Here is a 17,534-nt window from a genome sequence, read left to right as displayed (position 1 = left end):
CGTCGCGGGGGCGCGTGCGGATTTATCGGTTTGCAGGTTCATCATGTTTCTTCGTGCCGTCTGGACGCTTTGCGCGACTGCTGTCGTCTGCGCGTCTCCTGTTGCCGCCCAGACTCAACGGGCGTCCACCCTCACCCTGCCGCAGACCCTGCAGCGGGTCGTGGCGGTCAATCCGCGGCTCGCCGCGGCCGACCGCACCATCGCCATGAGCCACGGGCGGCGCCAGCAGGCCGGGGCGCTGCCCAATCCGTCGGTCGGCTTCGACGTCGACAACTTCGCACCGAGCGGCTCGGTCCCGGGGCAGGCGGTGGAGACCACGCTGCTGCTCAGCCAGCTCGTCGAGCTCGGCAGCAAGCGCGATGCGCGGGTCGCCGCCGCGCTGGGCGACTACGATGCCGCGCGCTACGAGCGCGAAGCCACGCGCCTGGAGCTGCTGTCGGAAGCCACCGTCGCCTTCATCGGCGCGCTGGCCGCGCAACGCCGCATCGCCCTGCTCGATCGCCATGTCGCGGCGCTGGAGCGGCTGGTGCCGCTGATGCAGCGGCGCCTCGAGGCCGGAGCTTCCTCGCCGGCCGAGGTAACCAAGATCCAGGGCGCGATCGGCTTCACCCGGCTCGAACGCGAGCGCTCACGGGTCGCGCAGAGCCTGGCGCAGCGCGAGCTTGGCGTCCTGATGGGCCTCGACACGCCCGACTTCACCGCCGTCTCGGGCAACCTCGGCGGGATGCCGCGGCTCGCGCCGTTCGACGCCATCGTCAAGGCCATCGCCGACAACCCGCAGCTCATGCGCTGGACCGCCGTCCGCGCGCGGCGCGACGCCGACCTGCTGTCGGCGCGGCTCAAGGCGGTGCCGGACGTCACGGCATCGGTCGGCTGGCGACGCTACGGCGACACGCCGGAGAATGCCCTGCGTCTCGGCATCTCGATGCCGATCCCCGTGCTCGACCAGAACCGCGGCGGCATTCGCGAGGCGCAGGAACTGGCGCAGCGCACGGAAGCCGAGCGCGAGATCAACCGGCTCACGCTGATCGTGACGGTCGGCAAGGCTTACGACACCGCCGCCAGCGCGCTGCAGCAGATCGACCTGCTGCGGCGCACCGTGCTGCCGGCGACGCGCAGCACGCTATCGACCATCGAAACGGGCTACGAGCAGGGCCGCTTCACCGTGCTGGAGATCCTCGATGCCTATCAGCGCGTCGCCGATGCCGAGCTGATGGAGCACGACGCGCTCAACATGCTCCATACCTCCCTCGCCACGATCGAGGGCTTGACCGGCAGTGCCGCCGTCCCGGCGCAGATGAGGACCAGATGATGCGCTTTCTCGGATGGGCCGTGGCGGGGCTGGTGTGTCTCGCGATCCTCGGCTTCTCGGGCAGGTATCTGCAGGGCGCCATCAACGCCTCGAAACCCGTCGCGTCCAAGGCCGACCATGACCCCAGCGAAGGCGAGGCGCACGGTCACGAGGACGCGGCCAAGCTGACCGACAAGCAGGTTGCCGAAGCCGGTATCGAGCTGCTCCAGGCAGGGCCGCAGGAGCTGCACGAGCGGCTGCGGCTGGCTGGCCTGGTCCAGCCCAACCAGGAAGCGCTGGTGAAGGTGACGTCGCGGTTCCCCGGCGTCATCCGCAGCATGCGCAAGCGCCTGGGGGATCGGGTCGCCAAGGACGAGATCCTCGCCACGGTGGAGAGCAACCAGAGCCTGACGGTATTCGAGCTGAAGGCGCCGATCGACGGCACGGTGATCGACCGCGACGGCACCCTGGGCGAGTTCGCGTCCGAGCAGAAGCCGCTCTTCACCGTCGCCGACCTGTCGACCATGTGGGTCGATTTCTCGGTCCATCGCCGCGACAGCGCACGCGTGCGGGCAGGCGACGCGGTGTCGATCGAGGTCGACGATGGCGGCCCCGCGATCGAGGCGAAGATCGGCTACATCTCGCCGCTGGGCGCGGCCGACACGCAGAGCTTCACCGCCCGGGCGGTCGTCCCGAACGGCGGCCGGCTGCGGCCCGGTCTGTTCATGGTCGGGCGGGTCCTGATGGCGGCGCAGCGGGTCGAGGTCGCCGTTCACGCCAGCGCGATCCAGACCGTCGAAGGCCAGACCGTCGTCTTCGTGCGCAACGGCGAGGTCTTCGAGGCGCGCAAGGTGCAGCTCGGCGACCGCGATCCCGACTGGATCGAGATCAAGGCCGGGCTGAAGGCCGGCGAGACCTACGCGGCGCGCAACAGCTTCGTCGTCAAGGCGGAACTGGGCAAGGCCGACGCCGGGCACGAGCACTGAGGCCGCCATGCTCGACCGTATGATCGCCTTCTCGATCCACAATCGCTGGCTCGTCGTCTTCGTGGCGCTCGCCGTCGGCGCGCTCGGCGCCTGGAACTTCACCCGCCTGCCGATCGATGCCGTGCCCGACATCACCAACGTGCAGGTCCAGGTCAACGCCGAGGCGCCCGGCTATTCGCCGCTCGAGGTCGAGCAGCGCATCACCTTCCCGCTGGAGACCGCGATGGCCGGGCTGCCGAAGCTCGACTACTCGCGCTCGCTGTCGCGCTACGGGCTCAGCCAGATCACCGTGGTGTTCAAGGACGGCACCGACATCTACTTCGCCCGCCAGCTCGTGAGCGAGCGCCTGCAGCAGGCCAGGGACAAGCTGCCCGCCGGCATCGAGCTTTCATTGGGACCGGTGTCCACCGGCCTCGGCGAGATCTTCATGTACGTCGTCGAGGCCCGGCCCGACGCGCGCAAGCCTGGCGGCGAGGCCTATACCGCGATGGACCTGCGGACGATCCAGGACTGGATCATCAAGCCGCAGCTTCGCACCGTCCCCGGCATCGTCGAGGTCAATGCCATCGGCGGCTACGAGCGGCAGTTCCACGTCCTGCCCGATCCGGCGCGGCTGGTCGCCTACAGGCTCGCCTTCCACGACATCACCGCGGCGCTGACGCTACACAACGCCAATGTCGGCGCCGGCTATATCGAGCGCAACGGCGAGCAGTATCTGGTGCGCACGCCCGGCCAGGTCGCGAGCGCCGCCGAGATCGGCGACATCGTCGTCGCGACGCGCGCCGGCAACCCGATCCGCATCGCCGACGTCGCCGAGGTGCGGGAAGGCACCGACCTTCGCACCGGCGCAGCGAGCCTGAACGGCACCGAGACCGTGATCGGCACCGCGATGCTGCTGATCGGCGAGAACAGCCGCGCGGCCGCGCAGAAGGTGGCGACCAAGCTGAACGAGATCGCCGGCTCGCTGCCCGACGGCATCGTGGCGCGGCCGATCTACGACCGCACCAGGCTGGTCGACGCGACCATCGACACGGTGGTGAAGAACCTGCTCGAAGGCGCGCTGCTGGTCATCGCGGTGCTGTTCCTGATCCTCGGCAACTTCCGCGCCGCGCTGGTGACGGCCGCCGTCATCCCGCTGTCCATGCTGGTCACCATCACCGGCATGGTCGAGAATCGCATCAGCGCCAACCTGATGAGCCTCGGCGCGATCGACTTCGGCATCATCGTCGACGGCGCGGTGATCGTGGTCGAGAACTGCCTGCGCCTGCTCGCCGAGGAGCAGCACCGCCGCGGCCGCATCCTGTCGCGCGCCGAGCGGTTCGAGACGATCCTCGCGGGTGCGCGCGAGGTCGTCCGCCCGAGCCTGTTCGGCACGGTGATCATCGGCGTCGTGTACCTGCCGATCCTCACGCTCACCGGAGTCGAGGGCAAGATGTTCACGCCGATGGCGTTGACCGTGCTGCTGGCGCTGGGGGCGGCCGCGATCCTGTCGGTCACGCTGGTGCCCGCCGCGGTGGCGCTCCTGATGACCGGTCGAGTCGCCGAACGGGAGAACCTCTTCATGCGCGCCGCGTCGCGGCTCTACAGGCAGGTGCTGGAGATGGCGATCCGGCTGCGCATCGTCGTGATCTCGCTGGCGCTGCTGCTGGTGGTCGCGGCCGGCGTGGCGGCGTCGCGCATGGGCGGCGAGTTCATCCCGTCGCTCGACGAGGGCGACATCGCCATGCATGCGCTGCGCATCCCGGGCACCAGCCTGACCCAGTCGGTCCAGATGCAGAACGCGCTCGAGAAGGCGCTGCTGGAATTTCCCGAGGTCAAGGAGGTCGCCGCCAAGATCGGCACGGCCGAGATCGCCACCGATCCGATGCCGCCCAACGTCGCGGACAACTTCATCCTGCTGAAGCCGCGCGCGCAGTGGCCCGATCCGGCGCGGCCGAAGGCCGACCTGGTGGAGGCGATGGCCAGGCGCGTCGCCGAGATCCCGGGCAACAACTATGAGTTCACCCAGCCGATCCAGATGCGCTTCAACGAGCTGATCTCCGGCGTGCGCAGCGACCTCGGCATCAAGATCTTCGGCGACGACCTCGACACGCTCCTCGGGCTTGCCGCGAAGGTGCAAGCGGTCCTGAAGGCGGTGCCGGGCGCGGCCGACGTCCGCACCGAGCAGGTCACGGGCCTGCCCATGCTCACCATCAAGCCCAACCGCGCGGCGCTGGCGCGCTACGGCATCACCCTGGCCGAGCTGCAGGAGGTGGTGGAGATCGCGGTCGGCGGCAAGCAGGCCGGCCTGATGTTCGAGGGCGACCGGCGCTTCGACATCGTGGTTCGCCTGCCCGAGCGGCTGCGCCTCGACCTCGATGCGCTGGCGTCGCTGCCGGTGCCGCTGCCGCAGCAGGCGACGGGCGGCTCCGACTTCAGTCGCAAGCCGATCGCGCAGGCCGTCGCGGGAACCGTCTTCCCCTATGTTCCCCTGTCGGCGGTGGCCGAGCTCGACATCGCGCCGGGCCCCAACCAGATCAGCCGCGAGAACGGCAAGCGCCGCGTCGTGGTGACCGCGAATATGCGCGACCGCGACCTCGGCTCGTTCGTCGCCGAGGTCCAGCGCGAGGTGGCGCAGAAGGTGAAGCTGCCGGCCGGCTACTGGATCGGCTGGGGCGGCCAGTTCGAGCAGCTCGTCGCGGCGTCGGAGCGGCTGGCGGTTGTGGTGCCGGCGGCGCTGCTGCTGATCTTCATGCTGCTCGCGACCAGCCTTCGCTCGGTCGCCGATGCGCTGCTGGTCTTCTCCGGCGTGCCGCTGGCGCTCACCGGCGGCGTCGCCGCGCTGGCGCTGCGGGACATTCCCCTGTCAATCAGCGCCGGCGTGGGCTTCATCGCGTTGAGCGGCGTCGCCGTGCTGAACGGGCTGGTGATCATCTCCTTCATCCAGGGCCGTCGGGCGGCCGGCCTGCCGGTCGCGGAGGCGGTGCGCGACGGTGCGCTCAAGCGGCTGCGACCCGTGCTGATGACGGCACTGGTCGCATCGCTTGGTTTCGTGCCGATGGCGATCGCCACGGGCGCCGGTGCCGAGGTCCAGCGCCCGCTGGCGACGGTCGTCATCGGCGGCATCGTCTCATCGACGATCCTGACGTTGCTCGTCCTGCCGGCGCTCTACTCGCTCATTCATCGCGACCCGGGCCGAGGCTAGAGCGGCCTTGTCTGTTGCAGCAGGCACAGAGCGAGACGAGTTGAAGCGACTCGGAATTCCTCCCCATTCACATGGGGAGGTGGCGGCGTCCGAGCGATTTTCGAGCTTCGCTCGAAAACGCGTGGCCGACGGAGGGGGCATGAGCCACGCCACGGCTGCGGCACATGACCCCTCCGCCCCCGAGGGGGCACCTCCCCTTGGCGGAATCCGCCAAGGGGAGGAACTCGAAGAGCCATTCCCGTTCTAGAACCACGTCCGCAAGCCGATCGCGAAGCGCACCTCGTCCGTCGCATGGCCGGCGGCGCGGGCGAAGTCGGCGGTACCGCCGAACTTGCCGGTGTAGGTCACGCCGACATAGGGCGCGACCTTGCGCGTGATCTCGTAGCGCAGGCGCAGGCCGGCATCGATCTCGGCGAGGCCGCTGCCGAGATCCCGCTCGGCATCGGCCTTGCTGTAGAAGTTCATCTCGACCTGCGGCTGCAGGACGAGCTTCTGCGTCAGCAGCAGGTCGTAGCTGCCCTCCAGCTTGGCGGCGAGCCGGCCGTCGCCGCCGACGTAGCCGGTGGCGGCGACGCGGAAGAACAGCGGCGCCAGTCCCTCGATGCCGATCGCGCCCCAGCCGCGGCCGGGCGCCGAATCGAGGTCGTAGCGACCGCCGATCATGGCGTTGAAGTAGGTGCTGATCGGCCGCGCATAGAGCAGCTCCTGCTGGCCGTCGTCGACCTTGCCGTCGGCCAGCTTGCCCTCGCTGCGCAGCCACAGCCGGTGCTGGTCGGTGCCGAGCCAGCCTTCGCCGCTCCAGCGGAAGCTGTTGGTGGCGCCGAACCGGCCTTCGAGCTGGTTCAGCATGAGGTGATAGAAGACGTGCTGGTCCATCACCGGCGAGCCGAACGGCGCGGGGTCGCCGGGATCGCCGGTCGCCGGTGCAGATGCAGGCGGCGCGCCGTGCCCGGCATGATCGTGGGTCATCTGCGCGGCGGCGCCATGGGGCAGGCCGAGCAGCAGCAGGCAGGCCAGTGCCCGCGCGAGGACGGGCGCGCTCACGATACGAGCACCGTGCGGAACATGCCCATCTCCATGTGGTAGAGCAGATGGCAGTGGAACGCCCAATGGCCGGGCGCGTCCGCGGTGAAGACGAAGCTCATGCGCTCGCCCGGCTTGACGTTGACGGTGTGCTTGAGCGGCAACCGGTCGCCCTGCCCGTTCTCGACCTCGAACAGGTAGCCGTGCAGATGGATCGGGTGCTCCATCATGGTGTCGTTGATCATCACGAAGCGCACGCGCTCGCCGAGCCGCACGCGCACCGCCCTGGCCTCGGAGAATTTCTTGCCGTTGAAGCCCCACATCCAGCGCTCCATGTTGCCGGTGATGTGGAACTCGATGGCGCGCTCGGGCGGCACGAACCGGCGCGGCGCGAGCGCCCGCAGGTCGCGGTAGGTCAGGACTCGGCGGCCGTTGCCGTCGAGGCCGGTGCCGGCCTCGCCCAGCCGATCCTTCGGCGCCATCGCGACGTTGTCGACGCTGGGCTTGCCGGCGAGCTGCCTCGGATCGACGCCGTCGGCGTTGGTCACCGGGATCTCGCGCGCCGGCATGGACCGCCCCATGGCGGCGTGGTCCATCGTGGAGTGGTCCATCGCGGAGTGGTCCATCTTGGACTGGTCCATGCCACCATGCCCCATCGCCTCATGCGACATCCCCTCATGCGACATGCCCATGTCGGCCATGGTGCGCAGCGGCGGCGGATCGAGCGGCGGCACGGCGGCTTCCATCCCCGAGCGGAAGGCCAGCGTGCCGCGGGCATAGCCGCTGCGGTCCTGGGCCTGGGCGAAGATCGTGTAGGCCTGCGGGCGCGGCCGCACGATCACGTCGTAGGTCTCGGCGACGCCGATGCGGAACTCCTCGACCGTCACCGGCTCGACGTCCGAGCCGTCGGCCTGCACCACCCGCAGGTCGAGGCCGGGGATGCGCACGTCGAAGGTCGTCATCGACGAGCCGTTGATGAAGCGCAGCCGCACGTTCTCGCCGGGTGTGAACAGCGCCGTCCAGTTCGCCGCCGGCGGCTGGCCGTTCATCAGGAAGGTGTAGGTCGCGCCCGTGACATCGGCGATGTCGGTCGGGCTCATGCGCATCTTGCCCCACATCAGCCGGTCATCGGCGGCAGCGCCGAGGCCGTCGCGCCGGGTGTCCTCGATGAAGGTGCCGAGCGTGCGGCGGTTGCGGTTGTAGTAGTCGCCCTGCTGCTTGAGGTTGGAGACGATGGTCATCGGCTCCTCGTCGCTCCAGTCCGTCAGCAGCACGACGTGGTCGCGCTGGTAGGTGTACGGCTCGCGGCCGCGCGGCTCGAGGATCAGCGCGCCGTACAGGCCGGCCTGTTCCTGGGTGCCGCTGTGGCTGTGATACCAGTAGGTCCCCGCCTGCCGGATCGGGAAGCGGTAGGTGAAGGTCTCGCCCGGCGCGATGCCGGGAAAGGAGAGGCCCGGTACGCCATCCATGGCGCTCGGCAGATAGAGCCCGTGCCAGTGGATCGAGGTGCTTTCGCGCAGCGTGTTGCGCACGTCGATCGTGACGGCATCGCCCTCGCGGAAGCGCAGGATCGGTCCCGGCAAGGAGCCGTTCACCACCGTGGCGGTGCGCGGCCGGCCGGTGATGTTGGCCGGCAGGGTGCCAACCGTGAGGTCGACGCGGGTGTCCGCCGACGCGCGCGCCGGCGCGAGGGCGGCGAGGCCGGTGGCGGCCAGGCCTTCGACGAAGCGGCGGCGGTTCATCGTCCACCCCCGAAGCTCACCGGCCCGTGCATCCCGTCCTCGTAGTGGCCGGGGATGTCGCAGGCGAATTGCAGGTTGGCGGTGCTGGCGAAGGTCCAGACGAAGGTCACGGTCTCGCCGGGAGCCACCATGACACCGCTGTCGTGGTTCATTGCCGGCGCGGCTCGCCCGCCCTTCTTCTGCTGCTCGATCATCGCCTTCATCATCCTGAGATGTTCGGCGTGCTCGGCCGCGGTGCCGATCAGGAACTCGTGCGACTCGAAGCCGTCGTTGCGGATGACGAAGCGGACGGTCTCGCCGTCCCGCACCTGCAGGGACTTCAAGGAGAAGGCATTGTCGGTCGCAACGATCTCGATCGTGCGGCTGGCCTTGGCGGCATTGCCCGGCTTGCCTCCGCTCATGGGATGGCCGGGGCCGTGAGCGGACGCCGGCAGGGCCGCAGCCAGTGCCAGAGCGCCGACGGCCAATGGTCGGAACAACATGAAAATCTCCGTGTCTGAAAGGGGGAACGCGCAGGAAGCGGGTTCAGACGCGGGGAGGCGGCGGATCCTTGTGCGGTGAAAGGCCGGTCAGGTGCGGCGCAACCAGTGTAAGGAGCGCCACGTGCGGGCTGCGCGGGCCGGCGGCCGCGACCGGCGGCAGCAGCGCCAGGGTCCCCGACATGAGGGGGCAGCACAGGCCGGCGGCGTGCTTGGCGGTGTCCTTCTCCGGGCACGGCGGCGGCGGCATCTCGCGGCCGCAGTCGCTCATCATCGGATCGCTCATCCGATGAGCGGCGACGGCCGGGCCGACAAAGGACGGCAACAGGAATGCCGCCAAGGCGACCAGCCAGAGCAGGCTGCGCAGACGCATGCGCATGACATACTCCGTCAGGCGTTGCGGGGATAGAGGCCGAGCCCACAATAAAAGCCCGCCGAATGCGCTGCGCCAGGGAGGCAGTCGCGGCGGCGCCGGTGCACGCGGCTGGCGCGCGGATCGGCCGCTATTGACGCGACGGCAGCCGATCACAATGTTCCGGGGTCGATGTCAGAGTCCCGGTCCACTCCTTATGTCAGTTTCGTCACCTGGGGACGAAACGACGGCTACACCGACGACTACCTCGTGCGCACCTCGAAGGCGATCGCCTGCCTGGTGCGCCAGCTCGAGGCGGCAGCGCTCGACTCCGAGATCGTCGTATCGGAATGGAACCCGCCACCGGAGCGGCCCCTGCTCGTCGACTCGCTCGACCTGCCGTGCACGTCGTCCCATGTTGCCGTCAGGGGCATCGTCAGCGATCCCGTCCATCACCTGCGCTTCAAGGGGGCCGACGAGCACGGCATGCACAGCGGCGAGGCGTGGAACGTCGGCATCCGCCGCGCCCGCGGCCGCTTCATCCTGCCCAAGGCGAGCGACACCTTCCTGTCGGCCGAGACGATCGCGCGCATCGCGCGGCGCGATCTCGATCCGGACACGCTGTACCGAGTCGACCGCTACGACGTGGTGGTGCCCAAGACGCTGTGGTCGCTCGACGGCACACGGTTGCTGGCCGCGCTGGAAAAGCTGCCCGCCGAACGCAACGCATACATCGAGCAATCACCGCACTGGCGGCTGCGCGACCTGCACACCAACGCGAGCGGCGACTTCCTGCTGATGGCCGCGGCGTGGTGGCACCGCCTGCGCGGCCATCCCGCGGACGACACCACGCTCACCCTCGACGGCGATTCGCTGGTCATGCACGCTGCCGCTGCGCTCGGAGTGAAGCAATGCCTGTGGCCCGCGCCCTGCAAGGTCTACAAGCCGCGGCACGGGCATCTCAACAACGCGCGCATCGCCTTCGTCTGGCGGCCTTGGCAGCGCGGGCTGGAGGCGATCCTGGCGCGGCTCGGCGGCGCCGGCCTCGCCCATCGCGCGCGCATGGCCTTCGACTATCCCCGGCGCCGGGTCCACAACATCGACTCGGTTCTCGCCCCGTCGATCGAGCGGCAGTTCGTCCGGCCGGCCAGCCGCTGGGCGCACGGCGCACCCGTCGCCGCCACCCAGCCCGAGACCTGGGGCCTGGCCGACCAGGCGCTCGACACCCGCGCCCTCTGCCGCGCCGCCTGGGAATAGCCGTCACACGGTGAGAGTTGCGGTGGCGTGGAGCATCGCCTCGACGACGGCGTGGCTGAACAGCCAGGCCTCGGCGTGGATCGTGCCGCCGTCGCGGCAGATCACGCGCGACAGGGCGATGATGTCGCCGTCCTGCGGCGCGCGGATGCGTGTCACGTTGAGATGCGTGACCGCGGCCTCGACTCCTGCGGCTGCGCGCAGCGACGTCTCGGTCGCCGCCAGCAGCGCCGCGAAAGACCAGCCCTCGCCCTGCACCGGCGAGAAGCGCACACGGACGTCCTGGTCCCGCGCCTCCTCGACGAACAGGTCGTAGCGGTCGCGCGCAGGCGTGGTCCGCTCCAGCGCGGCCTGCAACTCTTCTTCGGTCATCGCAGGCAAAAGAACCACGACCAGGCCGCCGCCGCCAGCACGCTCGGCAGACCGAGCTTGTGGGCGGCGATCGCCAGCGCGCCGCCAAAGACCGACAGCAGCGCCAGCGGATCGATCAGCCCGCCGTTCTCATGCGCCTGCAGCAGCGTGCCGAGCGTCACCGTCAGGGCCGCCGCGCACAGCAGCGCGGCGGGGGCGAGGACGGCCAGCAGCGCCACCCGCGCCGCCGGTCGGACCCGTCCCGTCGCATGGAAGGCCAGCATGCCGGCCGCCAACGAGGCGACGGCGACGAAGACGTAGATGACCGCGTTGAGGTCGCTGAACACGTAGCGCCAGTAAGGGCGCCCGTCCTTATAGTCCCAGCGCGCGATCAGCCGCACGATCTCCCAGGCCGCGACCGCGGCCGCCGTCCAGACGGACAAGCCGGCAGCATACAGCAGTGTCCTGCGCCCCATTGCGGAAGCCCCCGCCGGCCGTGTAGCAGGAAAGCCGCACCATGTCCTTCCTCGACCGCATCGCCGCCTGCAACAACGCCGACCTCGGCCAGTTCGAGCCCTGGTATGTCGGCACGACGCGCGCAGGCTTCCTACACCGCGACTTCCTGCCGATGATCGCCGTGCGGCCCGACCTGTTCGGCCATCGCGACGGCGGCTGGTACCTCGAGCCTTCGCTCGACACGCCGGCCAAGCGCACGGCCGCGATGCGCGACTTCCTGCTCGAGCTCAGGGCGCGCGGCCTGTTCGGCAAGGCGTGGCGCGACGAGCCGTACAAGGTCGCGCCGCACTTCAACGATCCGACGCTGCTCGAGATGGAGCGCGCCGCGGTGCCGTGGTTCGGCGTGCGCGCCTACGGCCCGCACATGACGGGCTACGTGAGGAAGGACGACGGCCTGCATATCTGGGTGCCGCGCCGCTCCTATGACAAGCCGACCTTTCCCGGCGAGCTCGACAACACCGTAGCGGGCGGGCAGCCGGCCAACATCGGCATCTTGGAGAATCTGATCAAGGAATGCGCGGAGGAGGCGGCGATCCCGCGCAAGCTCGCCGAGCAGGCGCTGGCGGTCGGCTTCATCGCCTACTGGAATCAGTCGGGCCGCCAGCTCAAGCCCGACGTCATGACCTGCTTCGATCTCGAGCTGCCGCAGGACTTCGTGCCGCGGGCGCACGACGGCGAAGTGCATGCGTTCGAGTTGTGGCCGGTGCAGCGTGTGTACGAGACGGTACGCGACACTAAGCAGTTCAAATACAACTGCAATCTGGTGCTGATCGATTTCTTCGTGCGCCATGGAATGTTGCGCGCCGACGATCGCGACTTCTTCGCCATCGTCGAGGGATTGCACCGGACGCAACCGTCGGAGAGATGACACGTTGTGGCGTGTGAGGAGGTGTCCTCATGCGCGTCGTCTGCCTCTCGATCGCCGCCTCGCTTGCGATCGCACCTGTCGCCCCCGCGCTGGCTCAAGACGTTTCCAGTCATCGGCACGGCAACGGCGCCATCGACGGCACCCGCAATCTCGGGCACGCCGAGAACCACGACTGGTACAGGGACCTCAAGCAGCCCGGCACCGGTTACTCCTGCTGCAACGGCACCATGAACGGAGTCGAAGGCGACTGCCGGCCGACGCGCGCCTTCCTCACCGAGGACGGCACGTGGAAGGCGCTGGTCGACGGACGCTGGATGCCGGTGCCGCCGCGCGTCGTGCTGCAAAAGCTGGCGCCCGACGGCAATTCACACATCTGCGCCGGGAAGAGCGGCATGATCTACTGCTTCATCGGCGGCAGCCCGAAGAGTTGATCGCCTTCCACAACGACTCGTTGTAACATCGCGGCAACGGATTCAGTCGGGCGCAATGGCGCGTCGATCCGAATACGTGACCGACCCGACTGGCACGCGCGAAGGCAACCCCCATGTCCTTTCGCAGTCGGTCTGTTGTTTCGATCTTCGCAATCACTGCGATCGCCTGGCCGGTGATCGCCCAGCAGGGCAACCACGGCCAGGGCCATGCCGAGAACCATGACTGGTACCAGGAGCTGAAGCAGCCCGGCACCGGCTATTCGTGCTGCAACGGCACGGTCAACGGCATCGAAGGCGACTGCCGGCCGACCCGCGCCTATCTCACCGACGAAGGCGAGTGGCGCGCGCTGATCGACGGCAAGTGGGTGCTGGTGCCGCCGCGCGCCGTGCTGAAGCAGCTCGCGCCCGACGGTCGCAGCCACATCTGTGCCAGTCGCAGCGGCGTCATCTACTGCTTCCTCGGCGGCAGCCCGAAGAGTTAGGAGCGAACCGCAGGCTCGCTCCCAAGCGCTCCCCTAGGGGGAGCGCTTAAGGCGCCGGAATGTTGGAGTCCTTGATCACCTGTCGCCACTTGGCGATCTCGCGCGTCGTCACCTCGCGATAGGCTTCGGGCTTGCCGCCGACGGCGAGGAAGCCGAGCTCGGTGAGTTTCTGTTTGACCGCCGCATCGGCCAGCGCCTCGTTGAACGCTACGTTGAGTCGCGCGACGATCTCGGGCGGCGTGCCGGCGGCGACCGACACGCCGAACGGGATGGTGCATTCGGTGCCGGGCAGGCCCGCCTCGCCGACCGTGGGCACGTCGGGCAGCAGCGCCACGCGCGCCGTCGTCGCCACCGCGAGCCCGCGCACCCTGCCGGCGCGGATCGCCGTCGCGGTCGGCACCAGCACGTCGGAGAACAGCGGCACGTTGCCCGCCATCACGTCGCGCAGCGCCTCGGCGCTGCCCTTGTAGCCGACATGCTCGAGCGGCAGCTTCAGGCGCGCCTTGACGTACTCGCCCCACAGATGCGTCAGGCTGCCGACGCCGGCCGAGGCATAGGCAATGGTGCGGCCGGAATCGGCCTTGGCGTAGGCGAGCAGCTCGGCGACCGTCTTGAACGGCGCGTCGTTCGCCGCCGCCAGCAGCACCGCGAGATCGACGAAGCCGATCACCGGCACGAGGTCCTTGTCGATGTCGTACGGCACCTTCACGCCGAACGCGGCATTGGCGATCAGCGCCGCCGGCGACAGCAGCAGGGTGTAGCCGTCGGGCTTCGAGCGCGCGACGAACTCGGTGCCGATGATGGTGCCGCCGCCCGCCTTGTTCTCGACCACCACCGGCTGGCCGAGGATCGCCGCCAGCTTCTCGGCGACGATGCGCGAGGACGTGTCGGTCGAGCCGCCCGGCGCATAGGGCACCACGAAGCGGACCGGCCGGTCGGGAAAGGCCTGCGCGCGAACCAGGCCGGAGCCCGCGAAAAATCCTGCCGCCACGCCCATCCTGCGCAGCATCTGGCGCCGTTTCATGCCGTTCCTCCCGCTTTCTTTTTTCCTGGCGACAATATTGCCAACAAGATTGTTGACATCGAATTGCGGCTTGGCTGCAATGTGACCACAAGGGAAGGGAAATGTCAGGCCGGGTCGTCAGGCTGAAAACCAGGGCACGGATGCGCGCCCGCAAGCCGCCGAGCGGTGGCGGCGGCAGCACCAGCGCGCGCTCGATCGCCGACATCGTCCAGGTGCTGCGCGACCGCATCGGCCGCCAGGACATCGCGCCCGGCGCCAAGCTCGGCGAGCAGGAGCTGGCGGCCGAGTTCGGCGTGCCGCGCGCGCGCATCCGCGAGGTGTTCGGCGTGCTGGAGAGCCGCGGCCTGATCGAGCGCATCCCCAACCGCGGGGCCGTGGTGTCGCGGCTCGAGCTCGAGCATGTCTTCCAGCTCTACGAGGTGCGCTCGGTGCTCGAAGGCATGTGCGTGCGGCTGGCCACCCAGAACGCCCCGCCCGAGACCTGGGACGAGTTCATCCATCTGTTCGGCGAGCCGATGGACGCCTACGTGAAGGCCGGCGACTTCGATTCCTTCATCGTGGTCTACGAGCGCTTCCGCCACGCCATCATCGAATGGGCGCGCAATCCGGTCGCCGCGCGGATGCTCGACAGCATCTACGAGAAGACCAACGTGGTGATCCGGCGCATCGTCATCCTGCCCGGCCGCGCCCAGTCGGGCCTCGGCGAGCATCGCGCCGTCGTGGCGGCGATGCGCGCCGGCGACGCCGAGGGCGCCGAGCGGCTGAAGCGCATGAACCTGCAGAACGCACAGGCGACGCTGCGCCGCTTCCAGAAATACGTTCTTTAGGAGCCGGTTGGTGGAGCGACAGGGACCCTTGGCCGGCTATCGCGTGCTCGAGATCGGCTCGACCGTGGCCGGCCCGTTCTGCGGCCGCATGCTCGCGGACTTCGGCGCCGAGGTGATCAAGATCGAGCCGGCCGAAGGCGATCCCGTGCGCACCATGGGCAAGTCGGTCGACGGCCATTCGCTCTACGCCGCCTCGATCTTCCGCAACAAGCGGCTGGTCGCGATCGACCTGCGCCGTCCCGAAGGCCGCGCCCTGGTCAAGGCGCTGGCCGCCAAGGTCGACGTGCTGGTCGAGAACTTCAAGCCGGGCACGCTCGAGAAATGGGGCCTCGGCTGGGACGACCTGTCGAAGATCAACTCGCGCCTAGTGATGGTTCGCATCTCGGGCTTCGGCCAGGACGGCCCCTACTCCCAGCGGCCGGGCTACGGCGTGGTCTGCGAGGCGGTGAGCGGACTGCGTCATCTCACCGGCGATCCCGACCGCGCACCGAGCCGCGTCGGCGTGTCGATGACCGACTATATCGCCGGCCTGCACGGCGCCTACGGCGCGGTGATGGCGCTGATGGCGCGCGACAAGACCGGCCGCGGCCAGGTGATCGACGCGGCGCTCTACGAAAGCGCCTTCAACTTCATGGAAGTGTGGATCGGCGCCTACCAGAAGTTGGGCTTCGTGCCCAACCGCACCGGCTCGCGCCTGATCGGCAGCACGCCCAACAATCTCTATCCGACGGCCGACGGCAGCTACATCCACATCACCGCCATGGCCGACAGCCTGTTCCGCCGCCTCTGCGGCGCGATGGGCCAGCCCCAGCTCGCCGACGACGAGCGCTTCGCCCTCCACGCCGCGCGCAACGACAACCACGAGGCGCTCGACGCGATCATCTCGGCCTGGACGCAGCAGCACACGCTCGCCGACCTCGAGGCGAAGATGGACGCGGTGTCGGTGCCGGCCACGCGCATCTTCACCGTCGAGGACATCTTCAACGACCCGCACTACCGCGAGCGCGGCTCGATCATCGAGGCGCCCGACCAGCATCTCGGCTCGGTCGCCATGCCTGCCGTCGTGCCGCGCCTCTCCGACACGCCGGGCGGCGTGCGTCATGCCGGCCGCGACGTCGGCCAGGATTCGCGCGCCGTGCTGCGCGAGGTGCTGGGGCTGGAAGACACGCGCATCGATGCGCTCACCAAGGAAGGCATCGTCGCATGAGCACCAGCACCTACGACGCGCGCAAGGCCAAGGCGCTCGCCATGGGCGGGCCGGAGAAGCTCGCCCGCCGCAAGGCCCAAGGCGTGCTCAATGCCCGCGAGCGGGTCGAGACGCTGCTGGACGCCGGCAGCTTCATCGAATCGGGCCTGTTCGGCGCCTCGCCGGTCGATCCCGACAAGTCGGCGGCCGACGGCAAGATCGCGGGATTCGGCAAGATCGACGGCCGCGACTGCGCCGTGGTCGCCAACGACTTCACGGTGATGGGCGCCTCGTCCGCCGGCACCAACGGCCGCAAGATCAGCCATATGAAGCGGGTCGCCACCAGCCGCGGCCTGCCGATGGTCTTCCTCGGCGAAAGCTCTGGCGCGCGCATGCCCGACCACATGGGCGCGCGCGGCATGGCCACCCTGCTCGGCAACGACGGCACCCAGTACATCCGCCTGCGCGAGACGCCGTGGGCTTCGGCGACGCTCGGCCTCTCCTACGGCTCGTCGTCCTGGTACTCGGTGCTGTCGGACTTCAACGTCGTGCGCAAGGGCGCGGTGCTCGCCGTGTCGAGCGCCCAGCTCGCCTCGCTCGCCATCAAGGAGAAGGTCGATCCCGAGGAGATGGGCGGCTGGCAGGTCCATGCCGAGGTGACCGGCTTCGCCGATGCCGTCGCCGAGACCGACGAGGAGGCGCTGGCGCTGATCCGCACCTTCCTCTCCTACCTGCCCTCGCATCACAACGAGAGGCCGCCGGAAAGGCCGGTGCCGGCCGGATCGGGCGCTGGAATGGCGGACATCGCCAAGCTGCTGCCGGAGAAGCGCACGCAGGTCTACGACGTGCGCCGCATCGTGCGCGCGATAGTCGACGAGGGCAGCTTCTTCGAGGTCAAGGCGCGCTTCGGCAAGGTGCTGACGACCGGCCTCGCGCGATTGGGCGGCCGCACCGTCGGCATCCTCGCCAACAACCCGCTGTTCCGCGGCGGCGCGATGGACACCGACGCCTGCGAGAAGGGCGCCTCGTTCCTGGTGCTGTGCGACAGCTTCAACATCCCGGTCATCCTGCTGGTCGACACGCCAGGCTTCTCGATCGGCATCGAGGCGGAGCGCAAGCGCGCGCCGGGCAAGATCATGAATTTCATGCAGGCGCTGCAGCTCTGCACAGTCCCAAAGCTCTCGGTGATCCTGCGCAAGACCTACGGTCAGGCCTATCTCAACATGGGCGGCGGGCGGAACTCCGACGAGGTCGCCGCCTGGCCGTCCGCGGAGGTGAGCTTCATGGACCCGACCTTCGCGGTGAAGATCGTGCACGGGCTGGAGCCCGGACAGCCCGGCTTCGACGAGGCCTTTGCGGAAATGAGCCGCGACAGCGAACCGTGGGACGCTGCCGCGGTCTTCGCGGTGCAATCGATCATCCAGCCGCACGAGACGCGCGACTACCTGATCCGCATGCTCGACGTGCATCGCGCACGCCTCAGCGGCGGCATCGGGCAGCACCTGATGCGCGGCTGGCCCACCAGCTTCTAGGAGAAC

17 protein-coding genes are annotated in these 17,534 nt (G+C 69.1%); 10 read left to right on the top strand and 7 right to left on the bottom strand.

Annotated elements, in window-relative coordinates; genetic code table 11:
- The first annotated feature begins 43 nt into the window (after window positions 1-43).
- Genes J0J01_RS05835 through J0J01_RS05825 form a run of 3 tightly spaced genes read left to right on the top strand, consistent with a single transcriptional unit; the run spans window position 44 to window position 5,461 of the window.
- Window positions 44-1,312 (top strand): TolC family protein, encoded by a 1,269-nt coding sequence (locus tag J0J01_RS05835; protein ID WP_296379290.1) that lies wholly within the window; start codon window positions 44-46, stop codon window positions 1,310-1,312.
- Entirely contained in the window at window positions 1,309-2,277 is a 969-nt protein-coding gene (gene ihpB / locus J0J01_RS05830; RefSeq protein ID WP_296379288.1) for a divalent metal ion exporter adaptor subunit IhpB, read from the top strand. Before J0J01_RS05835 ends, ihpB begins: the two co-directional genes overlap by 4 nt.
- Window positions 2,278-2,284: 7 nt before the next feature.
- On the top strand, window positions 2,285-5,461 hold the full coding sequence (locus J0J01_RS05825) for a CusA/CzcA family heavy metal efflux RND transporter (RefSeq protein ID WP_296379287.1): 3,177 nt from the start codon (window positions 2,285-2,287) through the stop codon (window positions 5,459-5,461).
- 243 nt (window positions 5,462-5,704) lie between these two features.
- Here J0J01_RS05825 and J0J01_RS05820 read toward each other — a convergent pair whose 3' ends face one another.
- Genes J0J01_RS05820 through J0J01_RS05805 form a run of 4 tightly spaced genes read right to left on the bottom strand, consistent with a single transcriptional unit; the run spans window position 5,705 to window position 9,084 of the window.
- Entirely contained in the window at window positions 5,705-6,505 is an 801-nt protein-coding gene (locus J0J01_RS05820; RefSeq protein WP_296379286.1) for a copper resistance protein B, read from the bottom strand.
- Complete coding sequence (locus tag J0J01_RS05815; RefSeq protein ID WP_296379285.1) at window positions 6,502-8,226, bottom strand: copper resistance system multicopper oxidase; 1,725 nt, start codon at window positions 8,224-8,226, stop codon at window positions 6,502-6,504. Before J0J01_RS05815 ends, J0J01_RS05820 begins: the two co-directional genes overlap by 4 nt.
- Complete coding sequence (locus tag J0J01_RS05810; protein WP_296379284.1) at window positions 8,223-8,708, bottom strand: cupredoxin domain-containing protein; 486 nt, start codon at window positions 8,706-8,708, stop codon at window positions 8,223-8,225. The genes J0J01_RS05815 and J0J01_RS05810 overlap by 4 nt, the downstream gene beginning before the upstream one ends.
- A 43-nt stretch (window positions 8,709-8,751) precedes the next feature.
- Entirely contained in the window at window positions 8,752-9,084 is a 333-nt protein-coding gene (locus tag J0J01_RS05805) for a hypothetical protein (protein WP_296379283.1), read from the bottom strand.
- Between the two features lie 165 nt (window positions 9,085-9,249).
- Between J0J01_RS05805 and J0J01_RS05800 the strand changes: the two genes are divergently transcribed.
- The gene (locus J0J01_RS05800) at window positions 9,250-10,314 is read left to right on the top strand and encodes a hypothetical protein (RefSeq protein ID WP_296379282.1); all 1,065 of its coding nucleotides are present in this window, start codon (window positions 9,250-9,252) and stop codon (window positions 10,312-10,314) included.
- A gap of 3 nt (window positions 10,315-10,317) precedes the next feature.
- Here the strand turns inward: J0J01_RS05800 and J0J01_RS05795 are convergent, their stop codons facing one another.
- Complete coding sequence (locus tag J0J01_RS05795; protein ID WP_296379281.1) at window positions 10,318-10,683, bottom strand: hypothetical protein; 366 nt, start codon at window positions 10,681-10,683, stop codon at window positions 10,318-10,320.
- Window positions 10,680-11,105, bottom strand: coding sequence for a hypothetical protein (locus J0J01_RS05790; protein WP_296379280.1), 426 nt, complete (start codon window positions 11,103-11,105; stop codon window positions 10,680-10,682). The genes J0J01_RS05795 and J0J01_RS05790 overlap by 4 nt, the downstream gene beginning before the upstream one ends.
- A gap of 74 nt (window positions 11,106-11,179) precedes the next feature.
- Between J0J01_RS05790 and J0J01_RS05785 the strand changes: the two genes are divergently transcribed.
- The 3 genes from J0J01_RS05785 (at window position 11,180) to J0J01_RS05775 (ending at window position 12,959) form a co-directional block, all read left to right on the top strand.
- Window positions 11,180-12,046 carry a DUF4743 domain-containing protein gene (locus J0J01_RS05785; protein ID WP_296379279.1) on the top strand — a complete coding sequence of 289 codons (867 nt, stop codon included), beginning with the start codon at window positions 11,180-11,182 and terminating at the stop codon, window positions 12,044-12,046.
- A gap of 29 nt (window positions 12,047-12,075) precedes the next feature.
- The gene (locus J0J01_RS05780; protein ID WP_296379278.1) at window positions 12,076-12,477 is read left to right on the top strand and encodes a hypothetical protein; all 402 of its coding nucleotides are present in this window, start codon (window positions 12,076-12,078) and stop codon (window positions 12,475-12,477) included.
- Between the two features lie 113 nt (window positions 12,478-12,590).
- Window positions 12,591-12,959 (top strand): hypothetical protein, encoded by a 369-nt coding sequence (locus J0J01_RS05775; protein WP_296379277.1) that lies wholly within the window; start codon window positions 12,591-12,593, stop codon window positions 12,957-12,959.
- 46 nt (window positions 12,960-13,005) lie between these two features.
- Here J0J01_RS05775 and J0J01_RS05770 read toward each other — a convergent pair whose 3' ends face one another.
- Window positions 13,006-13,983: a tripartite tricarboxylate transporter substrate binding protein gene (locus tag J0J01_RS05770; protein ID WP_296379276.1), complete on the bottom strand. Its 978-nt coding sequence runs from the start codon at window positions 13,981-13,983 to the stop codon at window positions 13,006-13,008.
- A 140-nt stretch (window positions 13,984-14,123) separates the two neighbouring features.
- Between J0J01_RS05770 and J0J01_RS05765 the strand changes: the two genes are divergently transcribed.
- The 3 genes from J0J01_RS05765 to J0J01_RS05755 are packed head-to-tail and all read left to right on the top strand — an operon-like array spanning window position 14,124 to window position 17,528.
- A complete protein-coding gene (locus tag J0J01_RS05765) occupies window positions 14,124-14,810 on the top strand; it encodes a GntR family transcriptional regulator (protein WP_296379275.1) in 687 nt (228 codons plus the stop codon).
- A gap of 10 nt (window positions 14,811-14,820) precedes the next feature.
- Window positions 14,821-16,017 carry a CoA transferase gene (locus J0J01_RS05760; protein WP_296379274.1) on the top strand — a complete coding sequence of 399 codons (1,197 nt, stop codon included), beginning with the start codon at window positions 14,821-14,823 and terminating at the stop codon, window positions 16,015-16,017.
- Window positions 16,014-17,528: a carboxyl transferase domain-containing protein gene (locus J0J01_RS05755; protein WP_296379273.1), complete on the top strand. Its 1,515-nt coding sequence runs from the start codon at window positions 16,014-16,016 to the stop codon at window positions 17,526-17,528. Before J0J01_RS05760 ends, J0J01_RS05755 begins: the two co-directional genes overlap by 4 nt.
- The last annotated feature ends 6 nt before the right edge of the window (window positions 17,529-17,534 follow it).

The sequence above is a fragment of the Reyranella sp. genome, assembly GCF_017305915.1.
In the GTDB taxonomy this organism is placed as follows: Bacteria; Pseudomonadota; Alphaproteobacteria; order Reyranellales; family Reyranellaceae; genus Reyranella.
This window is presented reverse-complemented; position numbering and strand designations above follow the sequence as displayed.